This is a genomic window from Jeongeupia wiesaeckerbachi (assembly GCF_050916355.1).
Classification (GTDB): domain Bacteria; phylum Pseudomonadota; class Gammaproteobacteria; order Burkholderiales; family Chitinibacteraceae; genus Jeongeupia; species Jeongeupia wiesaeckerbachi.
The window spans coordinates 3,114,361-3,136,478 of sequence record NZ_CP136946.1 but is presented as its reverse complement, the minus strand read 5'-3'; the positions used below and the strand labels follow the sequence as shown (position 1 = coordinate 3,136,478).

The window sequence follows — 22,118 nt, the reverse complement described above, 5'->3', positions numbered from 1 at the left end:
AGGAAATCGTATGAAGCGACATGCATGCTTGTTGGCCGCCGCAGCGCTGTTGAGCGCGTCGGCCTGGGCTGCCGAGATGAAGATCGGCTTTGTCGATACTGATCGCATCCTGCGCGAGTCGGCGCCGGCACAGCGTGCCGGCAAGAAGCTCGAGAAAGAGTTCGACAATCGCCGCCAGGAATTGCAGAAGCTGTCGGCGCAGGGCAAAAGCTTGCAGGCGCAAATGGATCGACCCGGAATTTCGGACTTGGACCGTAAGGCCAAGGAACGCGACCTGATTCGTTTGAATCAGGATTTCCAGCGCATGCAACGTGAACTCAACGAAGACCTCAACGCACGCCGCAACGAAGAGCTTGCCGGCATACAGGAACGCGTCAATGGTGCGATTCAGCAGATTGCCAATGGCGAAAAGTACGACCTGATCCTGCAGGAAGCGGCTTGGCGCAACCCACGCATCGACATCACCGACAAGGTGCTGCGACTGCTGTCGGAGAAGTGATGGCGACGCCGATCCGGATTTCCGAACTGGCGACTCGCTTCGGCGCAGCGTGGCATGGCGAAGATGTACTGATTGCACGCGTTGCGTCGCTGGAGTCGGCAGGCTCGGATGCACTGTCTTTTTTGGCGAATCCGCGCTTCAAATCATTGCTTGAAACCAGCCAGGCGGGCGTGATCGCCGTGCGCGCAGCCGACGCGGCTGGTTTGCAGCGGCCTCACGTTATCGCCAAAGACCCTTATTTGTTTTATGCACAGGCCGCCCAGCTGCTTTATCCGCAGCGGCAGGCCAGGCCGGGCATTCACCCTAGCGCTTGTGTCGATCCGACCGCGCAGGTCAGCGATGCCGCTGAAATCGGTCCGAACGTTGTTATCGATGCCGGCGCCGTGATCAGCGCGGGCTGCGTCGTCATGGCCAATAGCTATGTAGGCGCCCGCGTCGAGCTTGGGCGGGACGTATTGCTGCATCCCACCGTGACCTTGATGACCGGGTGTGTTCTTGGTGATCGGGTGGTTGTTCATCCCGGTGCCGTACTGGGTAGCGATGGCTTTGGCAATGCCTGGGCGGGTGACCATTGGGAAAAAATCCCGCAAATCGGTCGCGTTCTGATCGGGGATGACGTCGAGATCGGCGCATGTACGACGATCGATCGAGGCGCGATCGAGGATACGGTGATCGGGCAGGGGGCGCGGATCGATAACCTGATCCAGATTGCCCACAATGTCGAAATCGGAGCGCACACGGCGCTGGCTGGCTGCGTTGGTATTGCCGGCTCGACCAAGATCGGTGCGCGCTGCCAGATCGGCGGTGCAGCGATGATCAGCGGTCATCTGGAAATTTGCGACGGTGCCGTCGTGCTGGGCGGAACGCTGGTTGCCAAGTCGATCCGCGAGCCCGGCGCGTATGGCGGGCCGTATCCGATGCAACCCCACGCTGACTGGGTCAAGAATGCAGCACAGCTGCGACACCTCGGCGAGTTGGCACAACGTGTCAGACAGCTGGAAAAAAACATGGCGAGCCTGAAGGCCGCCGCTGGAGAAGAAGAATGAGCCAAGTGATGGATGTACGAGAGATCATGCAGTGCCTGCCGCACCGCTACCCGTTTTTGCTGCTGGACCGGGTGGTTGAACTCGAGCCGGGCAAGTCGATCAAGGCGATCAAGAACGTCACCGTCAACGAGCCGTTCTTTCAAGGGCATTTCCCGCAATACCCGGTCATGCCGGGCGTGCTGATTCTTGAAGCGCTGGCGCAAGCGGCCGGCGTATTGTCGTTCAAGAGCGTCGAAGCCGTGCCGGAAGATTCGCTGTACCTGTTTGCCGGCATCGACAATGCCCGCTTCAAGCGTCAGGTGCTGCCGGGCGACCAGTTGACGCTGCGCGTTGAAATCGTGGCGCACAAGCGTGGCATCTGGAAGTACGCCGCCAAGGCATTCGTGGGCGACGCGCTGGCCGCTGAGGCCGATCTGATGAGCGCGCATCGCGTCATCGGTCATTGAGTTTTAACTACGGAATGAACATGCCGAAAATTCACCCTTCCGCACTGGTCGATGCGCGCGCCGAGCTGGCCGACGACGTCGAGGTCGGCCCGTTTGCCGTAATCGGTCCCGATGTTCGCATCGGCGCCGGCTCGGTCGTCGGCGCCGGCGTGCAGATCGAAGGGGTGACGCACATCGGCAAGGGCAACCGCTTTCATCCGCACAGCCATATTGGTTGCGCGCCGCAGGACAAGAAGTACCAAGGTGAGCCGACCGAGTTGCATATCGGTGACGGTAATACCTTTTTCCAGTCGATGACCGTGTCCGTCGGTACGGTGCAGGACAAGGGTGTCACCCGGATCGGCAGCAACAACTGGTTCATGGCCTATGTGCACATCGGCCACGATTGCGTAATCGGCGACAACACGATTTTCGCCAACGCCGTCACGCTGGGTGGACACGTCAATGTTGCCGACTGGGCGATCCTTGGCGGTTTGAGCGCGATTCACCAGTTCTGCAGCATTGGCGCCCACGCGATGGCCGGCGGTGGTTCGATCATCGTTCAGGACTTGCCGCCGTTCGTGATCTGCGAGGGCAACCGGGCCATCGCGCGCGGCATCAATAGCGAGGGCCTCAAGCGCCGCGGCTTCAGTGCCGAAGCCATTGCCCGGATCAAGCAGGCGTATCGCCAGTTGTATCGTCAAGGACTGCCATTCGATGAGGCTCGTGCCAAGATCGAAGCTGACGCTGCGACGGCCCCCGAGCTGCAGTTCTTTGTCGATTTTTTTGCCGCGAGTCAACGCGGCATCATTCGCTAACCCTCAGACGACGAGCCGATGAACGATCGACTCTTTGCAGCCGGGAGTCGCGGGCCCCGCATCGCCATTGTGGTGGGCGAGGCGTCCGGCGACTTGCTTGGCTCCCAATTGATGCTGGCGCTGAAAGCCCGCTTGCCCGACACTCAGTTTGCCGGCATCGCCGGGCCGAAAATGATGGCCGCCGGCGCCTACAGCATGGTGCCGATGGAGAGCCTCGCCGTGCGGGGCTATATCGAGGTGATCAAGCACTTGCCACGGCTGATTGGCATCCGCCGTCGGCTCAAGAAGGCGATTCTGGCTGAACGTCCGGATTTGCTGATCGGCATCGATGCACCGGACTTCAATCTCGGCCTGGAGGCAGCGGCCAAGGCCGCCGGTATTCCGACCGTTCACTATGTCGGCCCGTCGGTCTGGGCTTGGCGCCCGGAGCGACTGAAGAAAATCGGTACGTCGGTATCGCATATTCTTTTGCTGTTCCCGTTCGAGGAAGAAATCTATCGCGAAGCGCGGATTCCGGCGACCTATGTCGGGCATCCGCTGGCGGACCTGATGCCGGTGCAGCCGGATCAGGTCGGCGTGCGTGAACAGCTAGGCATTGAGGCCAAGGGGCCGGTTTTTGCCTTGCTGCCGGGCAGCCGACAGAACGAACTGGAAATGCTGGGCGCCCTGTTTGTCGAAACGGCCAAGCGGCTGTATGAACGCTTTCCCGATTCGACCTTCCTGGTGCCCTTCATTACCCGTGAGACGCGACAGTATTTCGAGAGCGAGATGTGGCGCCAGGGCGCGCAGACACTGCCGTTCCGTTTGCTGTTCGGCCATGCGCACGAAGCGATGCAAGCCGCCGATGCGATCCTGGTTGCATCAGGCACCGCCGCGCTTGAGGCGATGCTGGCCAAGCGCCCGACCGTCGTCACCTATCGCATCACCGACTTCACCTACCGGATGGTCAAGAAAAAGCTGCGTCTGCCATATGTCAGCCTGCCCAACGTGCTCGAAGGCCGCTTTGTGCTGCCCGAGTTGATCCAGCACGAGGCAACGGCCGAGAACATCAGCCAGGCGCTCGCCAATCTGGTGGTCGATAAACGTCTGGCCGCCAAGCTGGCCGACTGCTTTACCGCGCACCATGAAGCTTTGCGATGCAATGCGGCCGAACGTGCTGCCGATGCGGTGATTCGTTTGCTCGGGACGCGCGCATGGGCCTGATCTGCGGTGTGGACGAAGCGGGGCGTGGGCCGCTGGCGGGTTCGGTCTATGCCGCAGCGGTGATTCTGCCTGCCGATCATAGCATCGTCGGACTTAATGATTCGAAGAAGCTTTCCGAAAAGAAGCGCGAGCAACTGTTTCCGCTGATTCAGCAGCGCGCCATCGCATGGGCGATCGCCAGCGCTAGCGCTGCTGAAATCGACGAAATCAATATTCTGCAGGCGACGTTTCTGGCGATGCGACGCGCGATCGAAGCCTTGCCCGTTGCGGCAACTTCGGCACTGATCGACGGCAACCGCGTTCCGCCACGCCTGGCGATTCCGGCGGAGGCCATCGTGCAGGGCGACGCCAAGGTGCAAGAGATCGCTGCAGCGTCGATTCTCGCCAAAGTCGCGCGCGACCGCGAAGCGGTGGAACTCGATGGCCGATATCCGGGTTATGGCCTTGCGCAGCACAAGGGATATCCGACCGCAGCTCATCTCGAGGCGCTACAGCGCCTGGGCCCGACGCCAGAACATCGCCGCAGCTTTGGGCCAGTGAAGGCATTGTTGGCGCAAGCGACCTTGTTCTGACTGTTGCAAAAACCGGGGTGATGGCCGCAGTGGTGCGCGATAGGCATTGCCGCGCGGCAAATGCATCGCCGACAATGAACCGACAAAAAATAGCTCAGGGATAGGACGATGTTTGTTGTCATCGGCTACATTTTCATGTGCGCCTGCATTTTCGGCGCCTACGCCGCGCACGGTGGCCATCTGGCGGTGCTGTGGCAGCCGACCGAAATTGTCATCATTTTGGGGGGCGCGCTGGGTGCGATGATCGTCGGCTACGGCGGCAAGCCGCTCAAGGCGGTCTTGAAAGCGCTGCCAACCCTGTTCAAGGGGAGCGCCTACAACAAGGCGTTCTATATGGACCTGTTCGCACTGATGTTCGAGCTGTTGAGCAAAGTGCGCAAAGAAGGTCTGATGTCGATCGAGGCCGACGTCGAAGAGCCGCACAGCAGCCCGGTGTTTTCGAAGTACGAACGGATCGCCAAGGACCATCATCTGGTCGAGTTCATTACCGACTACCTGCGCCTGATGGTGGGCGGCAACCTCAATGCTTTTGAGATCGAAAACCTGATGGACGTCGAAATCGACACCCATCATCACGAGGCCGCGATTCCCGCTACGGCAATCACCAAGCTAGCCGACGGCCTGCCCGCCTTCGGCATCGTTGCCGCGGTGATGGGCGTCGTGCACACGATGGGCTCGTTGCACCTTCCGCCCTCCGAACTGGGCGGTCTGATTGGTGCCGCGCTGGTGGGGACCTTCCTCGGTATTCTGCTGGCCTACGGCTTCGTTGGTCCCTTGGCGCAAATTCTCGAGCGCAAGGTCGAGGAGTCCAGTCAGGCATTCAATACAATCAAAGTCACGCTGCTCGCTAGCCTGAACGGCTACGCGCCGCAAGTTGCCGTCGAATTCGGCCGCAAGGCGCTGAGTTCGACCGAGCGGCCGTCGTTCAAGGAGCTCGAGGATTTCGTCAAGAATGCCAAGGCCAAGTAAATCCGCCCGGGGAATGAGCGATGAGTGACGAATCGCAACGGCCTATCGTCGTCAAGCGGATCAAGAAGGGCGGCCATGGCCATCACGGCGGCGCCTGGAAGATTGCCTACGCCGACTTCGTGACGGCGATGATGGCGTTCTTCCTGCTGATGTGGCTGCTGGGCTCGGTGTCCAAGGGCAACCTCAAGGGCATTGCCGACTATTTCTCCAATCCGCTCAAGGTGGCGAGTCGTGGTGGCGAAGGGGCGGGCGATGCCGATTCGCTGATCAAGGGTGGCGGCAAGGACTTGTCACAAAAAACCGGTCAGCTCAAAAAAGGCACGCCTTCGCTTGAGGAGCAGCAAAAGGACAAGAGCCGGCTTTCAGCGTTGAAGAAGAAATTCGAAACGCTGATGAACGACAAGGCCAAAAAGAACAGCAAGCTGGCGCAATTCAAGGACCAACTTCGGCTCGACATGGTGGCCGAGGGGCTGCGCATCCAGATCGTCGACAAGCAGAATCGGCCGATGTTCAAGTCCGGTTCGAGCGACCTTGAGCCATATGCCGCCGAGATCCTCGACGAGATCGCCCAGCTTTTGAATGATGTGCCGAATTCGGTGTCGATTTCCGGCCATACCGATGCGCAGCAATATGCCAGCGGCCAACGCAGTTTCAGCAACTGGGAGCTGTCTGCCGATCGCGCCAATGCCGCGCGGCGCGAGCTGATTCACGGCACGCTTTCCGAACAAAAAATCCTGCGCGTCAACGGCTTTGCCGATGAAGTCCCGCTGGATGCCGGCGATCGACTGAATCCGGTCAACCGGCGGATCAGCATCGTCGTCCTGAACAAGGATGCCGAAGGGGATATCCGACAGCAGGCTGGCATGGCTGCCGACGAGGCCAGCGCGCCGCAACAAGCTGGCGCATGATCGCCGTTGTCCGCACTGCATTGCTGCAGTGCATTGCTTTTGGTGTTGCGCTGGCGGTGCAGTCATTGCTGCCTCTGTCGACGGCAATCCTGATCTGGGCTGCTTCACTCACGGCCGGTGCGCTGGCGGCAGTGTGCTTTCGGCGCTGGTGGATGGTGCTGTTGCATGCGTCGATGCCGCCGATGTGCATGCTGGCACTGGTTGGCGATATGCCACCGTGGCTCTGGCTCGTGGCCGCCGTGCTGACCTGGGCGATCGGCGCGGGTGCGTTCCGGCACCAGGTGCCGCTCTTCCTGTCGAATCGCCAGGCGTTGCGGCAACTCGAGCCGCTGATTCCTGAAGGTGCGCATGTCCTCGATCTTGGTGCCGGCACCGGAACGGTGTTGGCGTGGCTTGCCCGCCGACGTCCGGACTTGACGCTTGCCGGCGTCGAAATGGCATGGCTGCCGTGGTGCATCGGCTGGTTGCGGCTCCGTCGCCATGCGGTGGTGTGGCGGCGCGCCGACGCGTTCGCCATCGATTTGTCGGCGTACGATGTCGTCTATGCCTATCTGTCGCCAGCGCCAATGTCTGCCCTGTGGCGCAAGGCATGTGCAGAAATGGCGGACGGTGCCGTTTTGATCAGCAACAGTTTCGGCATCGAAGGCGTTCCTCCCCAAAAGCAATATCCGGTCGGTGACTGGAAGCAGAGCGAGCTGCTCGTATGGCATCCCAAATCCCACCTCCAACAGCCGCCCCGGCCATGAGTGCTGAACTGCTTGCTGCGATGCGCTGCTTTGATGCGCCATTGCCTGCGCTACAGCTGACCCGCGATCGGCTGACGGCGCAGCTGCGCCGGGCCGAGCGAGTCAAGCCGGCCGAAGTGGCCGAAATCGTGCTGAACGATCCGTTGCTCACGGCGACCGTGCTGCGTGAAATCAGCCGCCGGCCGCGCACCAGTGTGAGCGTCGATGTAACGTCGATCGAAGCGGCGGTGATGTTGTTTGGCGTCGTGCCGTTTCTGGAGCGCCAGGCGCGCGGACCCTCGATCGAGGTGATGCTGGCCGGCGATGCGCCGCGGCTGATGCGCTGCCTCGAACTGGTCTCACGCGCACAACTGGCCGCACGAATGGCAAGACGCGCCGGCGTCGAGCGTATGGATGCGCGCCCGGAAGAGCTGCAGATCGCCGCCTTGCTCAGTAGCTTGGCCGAGCTGCTGGCGCAGCTGTTCGGTGGCGATGAACGCTTGCCGGTCGAGTCCATTCTGGCGGCCTGGCAGTTCCCCGAAGTACTCCGTCAGCTGCTCGTATCGGACCCGCCGCAATCGCATCGACAGCAGTTGCAATATGCGATGGTGTCGCTGGCTGCCGCCCTCGAGTCCGGATGGTGGATCGATGCGGTCGGCGCATCGCTGCAACTGGCTGCTGGCGCGCTGGACCGTCCCGAGTCACTGGTGTGGCAGCTGGTGAGCGAGGCGTTGCTGGCCCATGGCCGGTCACCGTTGGCATCAACGATTGCCCCGCCAGCGCGCTGGCTGCCGATGCTGCCCGGCGATTGGCCGAGAGCCATCCCGGTCAAGGATGTGCTGGCAACGCGGATGCAGGCGCTGCATCTGGCCGGCTTGCAGGGCTTGCCGGTCAACCAGATCATGCGGCTGTCGGTGCAGGCTTTGTGCGAAGGGCTGAGTATGCGACGCGTGTTGCTAGCGATTCCGCAAGAGGGGCGCTTGGTGGCGCGTTTCTGTATCGGCGCGGCCGAGGCTGATCCAATTCGCGGTTTTTCGCTGGCGCTGGACGAATCGCACTTGTTCGCCCAACTATTGAAAAAACCGCAGGCGGTCTGGCTCAGTGGCGAAAGTCGGCCCCAGTTGATGCCGCAGCTGCCCCCAAGTGTCACCGGGATCATCGGGGGGGACGATTTTTGTGCGATGTCGCTGTTCGTCGGTGACAAAGCCGTTGGCCTGCTGTTCGCCGATCGACCGCCTTCGATACCAATCGATGCGCAGGTCTACCAATATTTCAAACAAATCTGCCAGCTGACGAGTCGTGCGCTGGCCAGCCGAACGGCCTCATGATGCTGCAAGATCCAATCCTGTCCCCCCAGAATCCACTGTACAAACAGCTGCACAAGCTGGCCACGCAGCGCCGCGATCGCCTCAAGCTCGGCATGACGCTGCTCGATGGCCCGCATTTGATCGATGCCGCGCTGTCTTCGGCCTGGCCACTGCAGCGCTTGATTGTCACGGATGCGGGCATGGCGCGACCGGAGGTGGCCGGATTGCTGGCACGTGCGGGCGTGCCGGTGCATCCGATGGCCGATGTGCTTTTCGCGACGCTAACCGAGTTGCCGAGTCAGACCGGCGTGCTGGCACAGACGGCGATGCCGGCGGTGCCGGTGCCGCGACGCGATGGCTTCGTGCTGTTGCTTGATGGCGTGCAGGATCCGGGTAACGTCGGCACCTTGTTGCGCACCGCCGCCGCCGCGGGCGTGGATCAGGTCTGGCTGTCCCCGGGGTGCGCGGACGTCTGGTCGCCGCGGGTATTGCGTGCGGCGATGGGCGCGCACTTCGTGCTGCCGCTGATTGAGCGGGCGGCCCTGGGTGAGCTGCTCGATGATTTTTCCGGGCCGCTGGCGGCCACCTTGCTCGATGGCGCGGTTGATCTGTATCAGGCCGATCTGAGCGGTGATCTCGCGCTGGTGCTGGGCGCCGAGGGGCAGGGCGTGTCGCCCGAACTTGCCGCCCGCGCGAGTAGGCGCTTGCGCATTCCGATGGCGGCCGGGATCGAATCATTGAACGTCGGCGCTGCGGCTGCCATCTGTCTGTACGAGCGCGTCCGGCAGCTTGGCGGCGTGTCGCGGGTATAATCGCTGTTTTCAGATTTGTCCCGAGCCCATGAACGCATTTCCCGAAGGCGTCCATTTCGATGCCGTTTTGCCGCTGGTCTGGCAGCCAGAGGCGCGCTGGCAGCCGTTTGAGGTGGCGCGCTATCTCGATGTGCTCGCGGACTTCGATACGGTCGAGCGCGCTGAGCCGGTGACCGGCGAGCAGGCGAAACTCGATTTGCAGTTGGTTTGGCTGGCTCGGCTGATGAACCCGGTGCTGCCCGTCCCGGTCGCGGTGACGATCGGGCTCGAATTCGTACGCTGGCCCGCCGATGGCGTGGTCGTCGGTGCACAAGGGTGCCTGGCGATGGTGCCGGACGAAGCCTTGCCGCATTTGCTGTCCTTGCCGGTCGAGGTTGTTGCCGTCGAAACCGTCGGGACCGAAACCGCCGTCACGGCGCGCTGGCTGCTGGGCCAGGGTGCCGCGCGTGATGCGTTCGAGCGTTATGTTTTTCGCCGCCATCGCGAACAGATCCGTCATGAGCGCGAGGCAAAATCATGAGTGTGGCCCTCGCCAAGCAGATTCCCGCGGCATGGCAGCCAGCATTGGCGCCGGTGGCGGAGAGTGCGCGGTTTGCCCAGCTGTCCGGTTTTCTCGATGCCGAGCTGCTCGCCGGAAAAACGGTCTACCCGCCGCGTGAGCACTGGTTTGCCGCGCTTGCCGACTTGGCGCCCGACGACGTTCGGGTCGTGATTCTCGGGCAAGATCCCTACCATGGCGCCGGCGAGGCGCATGGCTTGAGTTTTTCGGTGCCGCACGGCGTCAAAACGCCACCGAGTCTGCGCAATATCTGGCAAGAAATCGCCCGCGATCTGGGTGTGACGCCTGCGCAGCACGGCAATCTGGCCGGCTGGTCCAGACAGGGCGTGCTGTTGTTGAACAGTGTGCTGACCGTCGAGGCCGACAGGGCGGGCTCGCACGCCAAGCGCGGCTGGGAAGCATTGACCGACGCGGTCATCGCCGAACTGGCGCAGCGGCACGAGGGACTCGTGTTCATGCTCTGGGGGGCGTATGCGCAGAAGAAGGCCGCGCATGTCGATGTGCGGCGCCATTGTGTTCTGACGTCTGCGCATCCGTCACCGCTGTCGGCGTATCGCGGTTTTCTGGGTAATGGCCACTTCTCGAAAGCCAACGCCTATCTCGAACAACACGGAAAAGCGCTGATCGATTGGGCGCAGGTCGAATGAGCCAAAATCTACTGAGTTTCGATATCGGCGGCACGCAGATCAAATACGGCATTGTCAGCGACAGTGGCGAAGTGCTGCTGGCGCATTCGGTGCCGACACAGGCGCAGGAGGGTGCTGCCGCGCTGCTGGATCGGCTCGTCGCACTGGCGCGGCCGATGATCGCGCAAAACGGGGTGTGCGGGATTGCGATCAGTACGCTGGGCCTGGTCGACGCCGATAGCGGTCGCATCCTCGGCGCGGCCGAGGCGGTGCCCGACTACGTCGGCATGTCGCCGAAGCTGGCGCTGGAAGAGGCGTTCGATCTGCCGGTGACGATCGAGAACGACGTCAACTGCGTCGCGCTGGCCGAAGGCTGGCAAGGTTCCGCCAAGGGTGTACAGCACTACATCGCGCTGGCGATCGGGACCGGCATTGGCGGCGGCATTGTCATTGATGGCAAGCTTTACCATGGCGCGCGTTCGGCCGCCGGCGAGTGGGGCTATATGCGCATTGCCGATCGCTGCTGGGAAAATCACGCATCGATGCGCGGACTGGTAACCGAAGCAATCCGCGTCAGCGGCCGCAGCGACTGGGATGGCCGCGCGGTGTTCGCGGCCAGCGACGCCGGCGACGAGCAGATGCGCAAGGTCGTCGACGAATGGCTTGATCTGCTCGCGACCGGCATCGTCAATCTGATCTACGTACTGAATCCACGGCGCGTCGTGATCGGCGGCGGCATCAGCGGCCGCGGCGAACGCTTCCTGCACGAGCTGCACGCTGCAATCAGCATGCGAATCGAGCCGGGGTTCCGCGACATGAGTGAAGTCGTGCTCGCCAGCGCGGGCAATCATGCCGGCATGATCGGCGCGGCGCGCAACTGGTTTCTCAGCAAACGGCAGTTCTAAACAACGCATACCGATAAGGACGAGACGACCGTGAAAATCCTGTTCAATCACCTTGGCTTCGAGCCGGGTACCCGCAAGCAGGCGCTGATCGAGGCGCCGTTTGACGCCGCGCTGACGACCTTCGGCATTTACAGTGCCGAGACGCGTGAATGCGTGCACCGCGGCGACCTGCGTGCCGAAGGTGGCGTGGCGCGCTGGAAAAACTGGCACTTCTGGTCGGCCGATTTCAGCGCGCTGATCGAGCCGGGCGAGTATTTCGTCGTCATCGATGGTGTGGTTCCGGCACTGGTTTCACATACGTTCACGGTTGGCGAAGGCCTGTTTGGCGAGCTTCTGCTGTCGGACATCGTCCACTACATCAAGGGCCAGCGTTGCACCGGCCTGTACGATCAGGCCGATCGCTCGCGCCCGAAGTGGGGTTCGGACGAGCACCGCGATGTCCATGGCGGCTGGTTCGATGCCTCGGGCGATTGCTCCAAATACCTGAGTCACTTGTCGTTCGCGCAGTTCATGAATCCGCAACAGACGCCTCAGGTGGTGTGGAATTTGATCGACGGGCTGGCCCAACTGCCCGAGCAATCGAAGTGGTTCAACGAGCGCATCGTCGACGAGGCGCTGCATGGTGCCGATTTCCTCGTGCGGATGCAGGACCCGGCCGGCTATTTCTACATGACGGTGTTCGACCAGTGGAGCAAGGACGAAAACCGCCGCGACATCTGCGAATACAAGACGCAGAAGGGCGACAAGTACGACACCTATCAGTCCGCCTACCGTCATGGCGCCGGCAGCGCGATTGCCGCGCTGGCACGGGCGTCGACGCTGGGGCGCGACGGCGACGGCTTTGCGCGCGCCGATTACCTGAAAGCCGCGCAAACCGGTTTCGCCCACCTTGAAGTCCACAACGTCGCTTATCTCGAAGATGGCGTCGAAAACATCATCGACGACTACTGCGCCTTGCTCGCGGCAACCGAGTTGCTGGCGGTGACCGGCGATGGCGCATATGCCGATGCCGCTACCCGGCGCGTATTGAACCTGATCGAACGCCAGCAGGCTGAAGGCTGGTTTGCCGCCGACGCGGCTGGAGAACGCAGCTATTTCCATGCGGCCGAATCGGGCCTGCCGCTGATTGCACTGATGCGTTTTCTGGAAGTGGTGCCGGCTAGCCCGCTGGCCGGCCGGATTCGCGAAACGCTGCGGCTGGCGTATGAATACGAGCTGCGTATCAGCAGCGAGGTCGCCAACCCGTTCGGCTACCCGCGCCAGTACGTCAAACTGCCGGGTCAGGACGCCAAGGTGCAGTTCTTCATTCCGCACGACAACGGTACCGGCTACTGGTGGCAGGGCGAAAATGCCCGGCTCGGCTCGATTGCCGCGTCGGCCGGTCGGGCTGCCGCGCTGTTTGCTGGCGAAGGCGAGCTGGCCGGGCGCATCGCCGCCCATGGCCAGAATGCGCTCGACTGGGTGCTCGGAGCCAATCCGTACGACGCCTGCATGCTGCAAGGCTGGGGTCGCAACAACCCGCGTTACGAGCCGGGGTTTTACAATGCGCCCGGTGGCGTGTGCAACGGCATTACCGGCGGCTTCGACGACGATCAGGATATCGACTTCCGCAAGTCGGAGGTCGCCACCATGGCGAACAGCTGGCGCTGGACCGAACAATGGATGCCGCACGGCGCGTGGCTGTTCCTCGCGCTGTGCACCCGACTGAAAAAGGAAAACTGATATGGCAATCGTGGTGACCGGCGCAGCCGGCTTTATCGGCTCGAACATCGTCAAGGGCCTGAACGCCCGTGGCGAGACCGACATCATCGCCGTCGACAACCTCACGCGTGGTGACAAGTTCCGCAATCTGGCCGATTGCCAGATCAGCCACTTCGTCGACAAGAACGACTTCATCGCCGAGCTGGCCAGCGGCCGCTACGACGGTGAAGTCACCGCGATCCTGCACCAGGGCGCGTGCTCCGACACGATGGAGCACAACGGCAAGTACATGATGGAAAACAACTATCAGTACACGCTGGGCCTGTTCGAGTGGTGTCAGTCCGAAGAGGCGCAGTTCATCTACGCGTCGAGCGCCGCGACCTACGGCAATGGCGACCAGGGCTTCCGTGAAGACCCGGAGTGCGAAGGTCCGTTGAACGTTTACGGTTATTCGAAGCTGCTGTTCGATCAGGTGCTGCGTCGTCGCTGGGAAGAGTTGAGTGCGCAGGCAGTCGGCTTCCGCTACTTCAACGTCTATGGCGCGCGAGAATGGCACAAGGGACGGATGGCGTCGGTGGCGTTCCACAATTTCAACCAGTATCGCGAATCGGGCAAGGTCAAGCTGTTCGGCGAATACGGTGGTTACGTGCCCGGTGGGCATATGCGTGATTTCGTCTCGGTCGAGGACATCGTCAAGGCCAATCTGTGGTTCCTCGATAACGACGAAGTGTGCGGCATCTACAACCTTGGCTCGGGTCGGGCGCAGCCGTTCAACGATGTCGCGTCGACGGTGGTCAACACTTGCCGTGCGGCCGAGGGCAAATCGATCCTGTCGCTGGACGAGATGCTTGGCGACGGCATCCTCGAGTACATCGATTTTCCTGATGCGCTCAAGGGCAAGTACCAGTGCCATACCGAGGCAGACCTGACCTTGTTGCGCGAGGCTGGCTATACGGAGGAATTCCTGACCGTGCAGGAAGGCGTGTCGCGCTACGTCGAGTCTTTGCTGCAGGGCTGATCTGCGGATTCGTTCAAGCAAAAAGCCGGCTGATGCCGGCTTTTTGCTTTCTGCGATCAAGAATGTTTGAAAATTTTGTGAAAGAATGTGGGTTAATCGCTTTCGCAGGTATACCCATGCGCGCTTGTCACTTTCTCGCCGGCACGATGCTGGCGCTGCACATTCTTGCTGCCCACGCGGCGGTAACCGTCACCACGTTTTCGCCGCAGGGCGAAGTCCGGCAGGTCGAGCAAGTCCGCGCAACCTTCTCTGCGCCGATGGTGCGCATGGGCGACGTGTCGGCCGCCGCGCCGTTCGCGGTGTCGTGCAGTTTGCCCGGCAAGGGGCGCTGGATCGATGACCGGAGCTGGGTCATCGACATCAGCGGCGATCTGCCGGCCGAAACGACTTGCCGGTTTGCCCTCAAGCCGGGGCTCAAGGCCGTTGACGGTGGTGCGGTCGACGGCAAGAAGAATTTCCAGTTTTCGACCGGTGCACTGGCGATTGCGGAGAGCTGGCCCGATCGTGGCGAGGCCGTCGAGGAGGATCAAGCCTTCGTGCTGCGCTACAACGGCGCGCTGGCCGGCAAGCAGCCGCAGCTCTACTGCAAGATCGAAGGTTTGCCCGAGCGTGTGCCGGTAACGCGGTTGCCCGAGGCCGATACGGCGACGCTGGTCAAACATCTTGGCGAAGAAAAACGTGCGTCGGCGATCGAGGCGGTGCGCTGCGCGCAGCGCTTGCCGGCAGGCAAGAAGGTCGTGCTGGTCCAGCCGCGCGGCGCCAAGGCCGAGATCCGCGAATTCAATGTCCGTCCCGAGTTCAACGCATCGTTCAGTTGCGCGCGCGAAAACGCCAAGGCCGCGTGCATCCCGTTCAAACCGGTGACTTTGTCGTTCAGTGCGCCGGTGCCGCAAAAACTCGCCGACAAGATCCGGCTGGTGACGCCCGAAGGCGAGCGCGCGCCCGAACCGGATCGCGAGGCCCGCAACGGAACGGTGGATTCGGTGCGGTTCAAGCCGCCGTTTGCCGCGCTCGGTGCGTTCACGATCAAGCTTCCCGGTGATTTTGCCGATGAAACCGGGCGCAAGCTGGTCAATGCGTCGGCGTTTCCGTTGGCGTTCAAGACCACCGACGCGCCGCCGCTGGCGAAATTTGCCGCCGCACCGTTCGGCATCATCGAGCTGGGTGACGATGCCGCGCTGCCGGTGACGCTGCGCAATGTCGAGGCCGATCTCAAGGTGGGCGAGGTCCGTCTCGGGGCCGAAACGCTGGCCGTGAACGACGACAAGGGCATGATGCAATGGCTGGCCAAGGTGCTCGACTACCACGAAAGCTTTGTGCCGATCACCCGGGGCGGCAAGACCGAGCAGGTCGAAACGCGGCGGTTAAGCCTGCTGAAGGGGCAGTCAGGTGTGACCGCACTGAACTTGCCGGGCAAGCCCGACGCCAAGGGCAAGTGGCCGTTCGAGGTCGTCGGCATTCCGCTCAAGACGCCAGGCTTGCACGTCGTCGAAATTGAATCGCGTCTGCTCGGCAAGGCCTTGCTTGGCACCAACAAACCGATGTATGTGCGCAGCGCGGTGCTGGTGACCAATCTGGCGGTGCATTTCAAGCAGGGGCGCGACAATGCCGCCGTGTGGGTAACGACGCTGGACCGGGGTCAGCCGGTGTCACAGGCCGATGTCAGCGTCTACGACTGCAAGGGGGCGGCGCGCTGGCATGGCAAGACCGGTGCCAACGGTGTTGCAACGATTCCGCAGGCGCTGGGTGCGGCGCCTTCGTGCAGCGGTACGGCGCTCGATGGTTATTTCGTTAGCGCGCGCAAGACCGACAAGGGCGTGACCGACGTGTCCTTCGTGCGCTCGGGCTGGGATCGCGGCATCGAGTCGTGGCGCTTCCCTTTTCCGACCAATACCGCCGATCGTCCGTCGGTACTGGCGCATTCTGTGCTCGACCGGATGCTGTTTCGCGCCGGTGAAACGGTGTCGATGAAGCACTATCTGCGTGTCGAAACGAGCAAGGGCTTTGCACTGCCGAAGCCGGGCCAGTTGCCGGATCAGCTGCGCATCGTTCACGAAGGCAGCGGTCAGGAATATCGGCAGCCGTTGACGTGGCGACAGGGGCGCTATGCCGAATCGCGTTTTGCATTACCCAAGGATGCCAAGCTCGGCGATTATTCGATCGTGCTCGAAAAGGCAGCCGGCAAGTCGCATGGTGGCGACGCCGACGGGTCTTCGGGTGGCGGCAATGGCCTGACGTTTTACTCAGGTACGTTCCGGGTCGAGGAATTCCGCCTGCCGGTGATGACCGGGGCGCTTGTCGTTCCGGCCAAGGCCGGTATCGCACCCAAGGACGTGCCGATCGACGTGTCGCTGGCCTATGTCAACGGGGGCGCCGCCAAGGGCTTGCCGGTGCAGGTGTCGGCGATGTTGCGTGAGCGCTATGCCCGGCCGCAGGGGTACGACGGCTATTCGTTTACGCCGCCCGAGCCCAAACGCAACGAGGCGCAGGCGTCGCTTGATGGCAAGGTGGTGCTCGACAAGGCGTCGATCAAGCTGGACGCCAACGGTAGTGCCAAGCTGGCAGCCAAAGGCTTGCCGGCGATCGACCGTCCCTACGACATGGTGACCGAAGCAACCTATGCCGACCCGAACGGCGAGGTGCAGACCTTGTCGCGCACCGTGCCGCTGTGGCCTGCCGCGGTACAGCTCGGCTTGACCGTCGACGACTGGGTGTCGGTCGGTCGCGAAGCCAGCCTCAAGGCGGTGGTGCTCGACACCAACGGCAAGCCTGTGGCCGGCCGAAAGGTCGTCGTCAACGCTATCCGCCACAGCTATCAATCAACGCGCAAGCGTTTGGTCGGCGGCTTCTACGCCTACGATCACGACGAGCAGATCGACGATCTGGGCAAGGTCTGCAGCGGCAGCAGCGATGCGCGCGGCCTGGTGTTCTGCAGTGTCGCGCTGAAGGACGCCGGCAGCATCGAACTCGTCGCCAGTGTCGATGATGGCGACGGCCATACGGCGCGCGCAGCGCAGTCGGTCTGGGTCAGCAAGCAGGACGAGCTGTGGTTCGACGTCGACAACAACGATCGTATCGATGTGCTGCCCGAAAAAGACAGCTACAAACCCGGCGAAACCGCGCGCTTCCAGGTGAGGATGCCGTTCCGCAAGGCGACCGCGTGGGTGGCGATCGAACGTGAAGGGGTGATCGAGACGCGCGTGGTCGAGCTTGAGGGCAAGTCGCCGATGATCGAGGTGCCCGTCAGTGCGGCGTGGGCGCCGAATGTTTACGTGTCGGTGCTGGCGGTGCGCGGCCGCGTTCGCGATGTGCCGTGGTACTCGTTCTTTACCTGGGGCTGGAAGGCGCCGGTCTCATGGTGGGATGCGTACTGGAATGAAGGCGGGGATTATCAGGCGCCGACGGCGACGGTCGATCTGGCGAAGCCGGCGTTCAAATACGGCATCGCAGAAATTCGCGTCGGCGAGGCTGGGCACCAGCTTGGCATCACGGTCACGCCGGACAAAGCCGGCTACGGTGTGCGCGACACCGCGCAGGTCACGGTGCAAGTGAAGCTGCCCGACGGCAAGCCGGCGCCGGCCGGCACTGAAGTGGCCTTCGCCGCGGTCGACGAGGCATTGCTCGAATTGCAGCCCAATCCGAGCTGGAATCTGCTTGAGGCGATGCTGCAGCGCCGCAGTTATGGTGTCGAAACCGCGACGGCGCAGCTCGAGGTCGTCGGCAAGCGCCACTACGGTCGCAAGGCCCTCGCACCGGGTGGCGGTGGCGGCTCCGCGCCAACGCGCGAGCTGTTCGATACCTTGTTGCTGTGGCAGCCCAAACTGGTGCTCGACGCAAACGGCAAGGCGAAAATCGACGTGCCGATCAACGATTCGCTGACACGGTTCCGGTTTGTCGCCGTGGCCGATGTGGGTACAGGCTATTTCGGCACCGGTTCGGCCAGCGTCGCCGTGACGCAGGATCTGCAGCTGACGTCGGGCTTTGCGCCGCTGGTGCGCGAAGGCGATCAGGTTCGCGCCCTGGCGACGCTGCGCAACGGCAGTACGCGGGCGATGAACGTGCAGATCAGTGCGCAGGCCGAGGGCTTGCCCGCGCTGCCGGTGACCAAGCTGGCACTGCCGGCTGGCGAATCGCGCGAGCTGGTCTGGCCGATGACGGTGCCGGATGGGCTGAAGTCGCTGAAATGGACGCTGGTCGCCAGCGAGGTGGGCGGCAAGGCCAAAGATGGCCTGACGTTCAATCAACAGGTCGAGCCCGCCGTGCCGGTCACGGTACAGCAGGCGACGCTGCGCCGGATCGACGCCGACATCGGTATTCCACTCTCCTTGCCCGCCGCTGCGCTGCCGGGCCGGGGGGGCGTGTCGGTGCAGTTGCAGGCTAGGCTGTCGGCCGAGCTGCCGGCGGTGCGGCGCTGGTTTGCCGAATACCCGTATGCCTGCCTGGAGCAGAAGGCGTCGGTTGCGATCGGTCTGGCCGACAAGGCGCGCTGGGATGCGCTGATGGCGGAGCTGCCGGTCTATCTGGACGCCGATGGTCTGGCCAACTACTTCCCGCCACGAGAGGGTGATGCGCCCAGTGGTAGCGATACGCTGACGAGCTATCTGCTCGCGGTGTCGTCCGAAGCCGGCTGGGCGATCCCGGACGCCAGTCGCGAGAAAATGCTGCAAGGGCTGACACGCTTCGTCGAAGGCAACCTCAAGCGGGATGCATGGGCGCCGCGCGCCGATTTCGATGCGCGCCGGTTGGCGGCGCTCGAAGCGCTGAGCCGCTACGGTCGCGCCGAGCCGCGGCAGCTTGCGGTGCTGACGATCCAGCCCAACAGCTGGCCGACCGCGATGCTGGTCGATTGGCTGTCGCTGCTCGAGCGTCTGCCGGCACTGCCGGATCGCGTCGCCAAGCAGGCCGAGGCCGAGCAATTGCTGCGCGGCCGGCTGACCTATCAAGGCACCCGGCTGCAGTTCTCGACCGAGAAGGATGACGACTGGTGGTGGCTGATGCGTAGTGCCGACGTCAACGCCGCGCGTTTGTTGCTGGTGACACGCAGCCTGCCGGGTTGGAAAGACGATCTGCCGCGCATGCTCAACGGCCTGATCGGCCGGCAAGCGCAGGGGACGTGGCGGACGACGACCGCCAATGTCTGGGGTTCGCTCGCTGTTGCCGCGTTTGCCAAACAGTTTGATGCAACGCCGGTGACGGGGGTGACAAAGGTGGCGCTCGGCGACGCCAATCGTGAATTGCGGTGGCCTGCGGCGACACCGGCGCCAATTGCACTGCCGTGGCCAGCCGGTGGCAAGGGTGCGCTGAGTCTGAAGCATGACGGTGCGGGTGCACCCTGGGCGACGGTGCAGGTATCGGCGGCGCTGCCGCTCAAGGCGCCACTCGGAGCAGGCTTCCGGGTCAAGAAGACCGTTAGCGCCATCGAGCAGAAGGTGGCGGGCCAGTACAGTCGCGGCGATGTGTTGCGCGTGAAGCTTGAGGTCGATGCGCAGAGCGACATGACCTGGGTGGTTGTCGATGATCCGATCCCGGCGGGTGCCGCCGTGCTGGGCGGCGGGCTGGGTCGGGATTCGGCGATCGCTACCCGGGGCGAGCGCCGCGAAGGTGAGGCGTGGCCGGCGTACGAGGAGCGCCGCTTTGCCGGTTACCGTGCGTACTACGCCTACGTGCCGCGCGGCAGCTTCTCGGTCGAATATACGATGCGACTCAATAGCGCCGGCCAGTTCAAGCTTCCGCCGACGCGGGTCGAGGCCATGTATGCGCCGGACGTATTCGGCGTGTTCCCGAATGCCGTGTTCAAGGTGGTCGATGCAAAGTAGATGGTGTGCTGTCGCGCTTGCGCTGGCGATCTCGCCAGCGTGGGCGCTGCCGGATTTTGCAGCGGTCAGGGCCGACTGGCGCTCGTCCGACGCGGTGCTGGTCGATCGCCATGGCGTCGAGATCCAGCGGGTCCGGGTCGACATGAGGCAGCGGCGCGGCGAGTGGGCCAGCTTGACCGACACATCGCCGGCGCTGAGGCATGCGCTGGTCGTCTCGGAGGACAAGCGTTTCTACGCGCACAGCGGTGTGGACTGGTCGGCGGTGGCCGCGGCTGCCTGGGGCAATCTCTGGAGCAGCCGCACTCGTGGCGCGTCGACGCTGACGATGCAGCTGGTCGGGTTGATCGACGAGGATCTGCGTCGCGACCAGGGTCGGCGCAGTTTCTGGCAGAAGGCTGGGCAGAGCGTGTCGGCGCAGTCACTCGAGCGTGGCTGGAGCAAGGCGCAAATTCTCGAGGCGTATCTGAATCTGGTGAGTTTTCGCGGCGAAATCGTCGGGCTGTCGGCGATGTCGGCCACGCTGTTCGGCAAGTTGCCATCGGGCCTCAATGCGCGCGAAGCCGCGATTGCCGCCGCTTTGATCCGTGCGCCGAATGCGTCGGCGGAGCGTGTCGCCAACCGGGCGTGCACCATCCTGAAGGATATGAAGGCCAACGACGTTTGCGGCGGTCTGCGCGGCGAAACCCAGCTTGCGCTTGCGCGCAAGGCGGCGCCTGATGTGCAGGGCGAAATGCTGGCGCCACACTTTGCCCGTCAGGTGCTTGCCGGTGCCAAGCCCGGTCAGCGTATTCCGACGACGCTCGATGCCGGGCTACAGCGGTTTGCAACACAGACTTTACGGCGACATCTGCTTGAGCTGAGTCAGCGCAACGTGCAAGACGGCGCGGTCATCGTGCTCGACAACGCCAGTGGCGACGTGCTCGCCTGGGTCGGGTCGAGTGGCGGGCTGTCGAAGGCGCGTGACGTCGACGCGGTGACGGCCTTGCGGCAGGCAGGTTCGACGCTCAAGCCTTTCCTGTTCCAGCTGGCGCTGGAAGGTCGCTGGCTGACGGCCGCGTCCTTGCTCGACGATTCGCCGCTCGACCTGCAGACCGCGAGCGGTCTCTATGCACCGCAGAACTATGCGCGAGACTTCAAGGGGCCGGTGTCGGTGCGCACGGCGTTGGCGTCATCGCTGAATGTGCCGGCGGTGCGGACGATCGAGATCGTGACGCCGAACCGACTGCGTGATCGTCTGTACGTCCTCGGCCTGAGCAGTCTGTCCGAGGCGGGTGACTACTACGGCTATTCACTGGCGCTGGGGGCTGCCGACGTTCGGCTCGTCGATCTCGCCAATGCCTACCGTGCACTGGCCGACGGCGGCGTGGCATCGGTGCCACGACTGCGGCGCGATGTACCGTCTGCAGCCGGCAAGCGGGTGATGGATGCGGCGACCAGTTTCATCATTGCCGACATTCTGTCGGACCGGACCGCCAGATCACGCACCTTTGGCCTGGAAAGCGCGCTGGCGACGCGATACTGGAGCGCGGTCAAGACCGGCACCAGCAAGGATATGCGCGACAACTGGGCTGTCGGTTTTTCGCGCAGCTACACCGTTGGCGTCTGGGTCGGCAACGCCAGCGGCGAGCCGATGTGGGATGTGTCGGGTATGCACGGTGCGGCGCCGGTCTGGCTGGCGGTGATGAATCGCGCGCAGCAATCGCCTTCTCGCCCGCCGGCGCCACCTCCCGCTGTGGCCGCCAAGCGGATCGTGTTCGACGGCAATGTCGAAGCGGCGCGGCAGGAGTGGTTCGTCAAGGGAACTGAGCGCAGCGAGATCCGTGTGGCGGGCAAGGCTGATGCGACCTCGTCGCCGGCGCGTATCGTCAATCCGGTCGACGGCGCTATCTATGCACTTGATCCGGATATCCCGCCGCAAAGCCAGCGTATCGTTTTTCGGGCCGAGGGGGTGTCGGGCGCGAGCTGGTGGCTCGATGGCCGGCGACTCGGTGGCGGTGCCAGCCTGGCGTGGTTTCCCTGGCCGGGCCGGCACGTCGTCCAGCTGCGCGATGCAAGGGGCGTACCCGTCGAAGTGCGGCGGTTCGAGGTTCGTGGTGCAGTTGCAAAACAAGCGCCCAGGCGTTGATGCGCCACGGGTTTATCGTTACACATCGAGCCTGACTGCATGACGTATGCTGTAGGCCCGAATCCAAATATTTTACAGGGAGTG

The 22,118-nt window shown here is 63.1% G+C and carries 18 protein-coding genes; all 18 read left to right on the top strand.

The genetic code is table 11. The features are described 5' to 3' along the window. Positions 1-10 precede the first annotated feature (10 nt). The 18 genes from R0382_RS15215 (at position 11) to pbpC (ending at position 22,034) form a co-directional block, all read left to right on the top strand. Entirely contained in the window at positions 11-499 is a 489-nt protein-coding gene (locus R0382_RS15215; protein ID WP_432720669.1) for an OmpH family outer membrane protein, read from the top strand. Continuing rightward, complete coding sequence (gene lpxD / locus R0382_RS15210; RefSeq protein ID WP_432720667.1) at positions 499-1,545, top strand: UDP-3-O-(3-hydroxymyristoyl)glucosamine N-acyltransferase; 1,047 nt, start codon at positions 499-501, stop codon at positions 1,543-1,545. Before R0382_RS15215 ends, lpxD begins: the two co-directional genes overlap by 1 nt. Continuing rightward, positions 1,542-1,991, top strand: a complete 450-nt coding sequence (fabZ, locus tag R0382_RS15205; protein ID WP_432720666.1) for a 3-hydroxyacyl-ACP dehydratase FabZ — start codon at positions 1,542-1,544, stop codon at positions 1,989-1,991. The genes lpxD and fabZ overlap by 4 nt, the downstream gene beginning before the upstream one ends. 20 nt (positions 1,992-2,011) lie before the next feature. Beyond that, entirely contained in the window at positions 2,012-2,788 is a 777-nt protein-coding gene (gene lpxA / locus R0382_RS15200; protein ID WP_432720665.1) for an acyl-ACP--UDP-N-acetylglucosamine O-acyltransferase, read from the top strand. 18 nt (positions 2,789-2,806) lie between these two features. Then, the gene (gene lpxB, locus R0382_RS15195; RefSeq protein WP_432720664.1) at positions 2,807-3,991 is read left to right on the top strand and encodes a lipid-A-disaccharide synthase; all 1,185 of its coding nucleotides are present in this window, start codon (positions 2,807-2,809) and stop codon (positions 3,989-3,991) included. Then, a complete protein-coding gene (rnhB, locus tag R0382_RS15190) occupies positions 3,982-4,563 on the top strand; it encodes a ribonuclease HII (RefSeq protein WP_432720663.1) in 582 nt (193 codons plus the stop codon). The genes lpxB and rnhB overlap by 10 nt, the downstream gene beginning before the upstream one ends. A 108-nt stretch (positions 4,564-4,671) precedes the next feature. Continuing rightward, on the top strand, positions 4,672-5,532 hold the full coding sequence (gene motA / locus R0382_RS15185) for a flagellar motor stator protein MotA (RefSeq protein ID WP_432720661.1): 861 nt from the start codon (positions 4,672-4,674) through the stop codon (positions 5,530-5,532). A gap of 20 nt (positions 5,533-5,552) precedes the next feature. Next, positions 5,553-6,440, top strand: coding sequence for a flagellar motor protein MotB (gene motB, locus R0382_RS15180; protein WP_432720660.1), 888 nt, complete (start codon positions 5,553-5,555; stop codon positions 6,438-6,440). Beyond that, positions 6,437-7,186 (top strand): class I SAM-dependent methyltransferase, encoded by a 750-nt coding sequence (locus tag R0382_RS15175; RefSeq protein WP_432720658.1) that lies wholly within the window; start codon positions 6,437-6,439, stop codon positions 7,184-7,186. Before motB ends, R0382_RS15175 begins: the two co-directional genes overlap by 4 nt. Beyond that, a complete protein-coding gene (locus R0382_RS15170) occupies positions 7,183-8,493 on the top strand; it encodes an HDOD domain-containing protein (protein WP_432720657.1) in 1,311 nt (436 codons plus the stop codon). Before R0382_RS15175 ends, R0382_RS15170 begins: the two co-directional genes overlap by 4 nt. Continuing rightward, positions 8,490-9,284 (top strand): TrmH family RNA methyltransferase, encoded by a 795-nt coding sequence (locus R0382_RS15165; RefSeq protein WP_432720655.1) that lies wholly within the window; start codon positions 8,490-8,492, stop codon positions 9,282-9,284. Before R0382_RS15170 ends, R0382_RS15165 begins: the two co-directional genes overlap by 4 nt. A gap of 28 nt (positions 9,285-9,312) precedes the next feature. Continuing rightward, positions 9,313-9,804: a PilZ domain-containing protein gene (locus tag R0382_RS15160; RefSeq protein WP_432720654.1), complete on the top strand. Its 492-nt coding sequence runs from the start codon at positions 9,313-9,315 to the stop codon at positions 9,802-9,804. Continuing rightward, positions 9,801-10,490, top strand: a complete 690-nt coding sequence (locus R0382_RS15155) for a uracil-DNA glycosylase (protein WP_432720652.1) — start codon at positions 9,801-9,803, stop codon at positions 10,488-10,490. The genes R0382_RS15160 and R0382_RS15155 overlap by 4 nt, the downstream gene beginning before the upstream one ends. Continuing rightward, on the top strand, positions 10,487-11,374 hold the full coding sequence (locus R0382_RS15150) for an ROK family protein (protein WP_432720651.1): 888 nt from the start codon (positions 10,487-10,489) through the stop codon (positions 11,372-11,374). The genes R0382_RS15155 and R0382_RS15150 overlap by 4 nt, the downstream gene beginning before the upstream one ends. Positions 11,375-11,404: 30 nt before the next feature. Next, the gene (locus R0382_RS15145; RefSeq protein WP_432720650.1) at positions 11,405-13,096 is read left to right on the top strand and encodes a glycoside hydrolase family 9 protein; all 1,692 of its coding nucleotides are present in this window, start codon (positions 11,405-11,407) and stop codon (positions 13,094-13,096) included. Between the two features lies 1 nt (position 13,097). Continuing rightward, a complete protein-coding gene (rfaD, locus tag R0382_RS15140) occupies positions 13,098-14,093 on the top strand; it encodes an ADP-glyceromanno-heptose 6-epimerase (protein WP_432720648.1) in 996 nt (331 codons plus the stop codon). 116 nt (positions 14,094-14,209) lie between these two features. Continuing rightward, a complete protein-coding gene (locus R0382_RS15135) occupies positions 14,210-19,909 on the top strand; it encodes an alpha-2-macroglobulin family protein (protein ID WP_432720647.1) in 5,700 nt (1,899 codons plus the stop codon). Beyond that, on the top strand, positions 19,899-22,034 hold the full coding sequence (gene pbpC, locus R0382_RS15130) for a penicillin-binding protein 1C (protein ID WP_432720645.1): 2,136 nt from the start codon (positions 19,899-19,901) through the stop codon (positions 22,032-22,034). Before R0382_RS15135 ends, pbpC begins: the two co-directional genes overlap by 11 nt. Positions 22,035-22,118: the final 84 nt, after the last annotated feature.

Bases quoted from the DNA above. Each gene is read 5' to 3' on its own strand.
- R0382_RS15175 (WP_432720658.1), top strand. From the start codon at position 6,437: ATGATCGCCGTTGTCCGCACTGCATTGCTGCAGTGCATTGCTTTTGGT.
- motA (WP_432720661.1), top strand. From the start codon at position 4,672: ATGTTTGTTGTCATCGGCTACATTTTCATGTGCGCCTGCATTTTCGGC.
- R0382_RS15215 (WP_432720669.1), top strand. From the start codon at position 11: ATGAAGCGACATGCATGCTTGTTGGCCGCCGCAGCGCTGTTGAGCGCG.
- lpxB (WP_432720664.1), top strand. From the start codon at position 2,807: ATGAACGATCGACTCTTTGCAGCCGGGAGTCGCGGGCCCCGCATCGCC.
- fabZ (WP_432720666.1), top strand. From the start codon at position 1,542: ATGAGCCAAGTGATGGATGTACGAGAGATCATGCAGTGCCTGCCGCAC.
- rfaD (WP_432720648.1), top strand. From the start codon at position 13,098: ATGGCAATCGTGGTGACCGGCGCAGCCGGCTTTATCGGCTCGAACATC.
- rnhB (WP_432720663.1), top strand. From the start codon at position 3,982: ATGGGCCTGATCTGCGGTGTGGACGAAGCGGGGCGTGGGCCGCTGGCG.
- R0382_RS15150 (WP_432720651.1), top strand. From the start codon at position 10,487: ATGAGCCAAAATCTACTGAGTTTCGATATCGGCGGCACGCAGATCAAA.
- R0382_RS15170 (WP_432720657.1), top strand. From the start codon at position 7,183: ATGAGTGCTGAACTGCTTGCTGCGATGCGCTGCTTTGATGCGCCATTG.
- pbpC (WP_432720645.1), top strand. From the start codon at position 19,899: ATGCAAAGTAGATGGTGTGCTGTCGCGCTTGCGCTGGCGATCTCGCCA.
- R0382_RS15155 (WP_432720652.1), top strand. From the start codon at position 9,801: ATGAGTGTGGCCCTCGCCAAGCAGATTCCCGCGGCATGGCAGCCAGCA.
- lpxD (WP_432720667.1), top strand. From the start codon at position 499: ATGGCGACGCCGATCCGGATTTCCGAACTGGCGACTCGCTTCGGCGCA.
- R0382_RS15165 (WP_432720655.1), top strand. From the start codon at position 8,490: ATGATGCTGCAAGATCCAATCCTGTCCCCCCAGAATCCACTGTACAAA.
- lpxA (WP_432720665.1), top strand. From the start codon at position 2,012: ATGCCGAAAATTCACCCTTCCGCACTGGTCGATGCGCGCGCCGAGCTG.
- R0382_RS15135 (WP_432720647.1), top strand. From the start codon at position 14,210: ATGCGCGCTTGTCACTTTCTCGCCGGCACGATGCTGGCGCTGCACATT.
- R0382_RS15160 (WP_432720654.1), top strand. From the start codon at position 9,313: ATGAACGCATTTCCCGAAGGCGTCCATTTCGATGCCGTTTTGCCGCTG.
- motB (WP_432720660.1), top strand. From the start codon at position 5,553: ATGAGTGACGAATCGCAACGGCCTATCGTCGTCAAGCGGATCAAGAAG.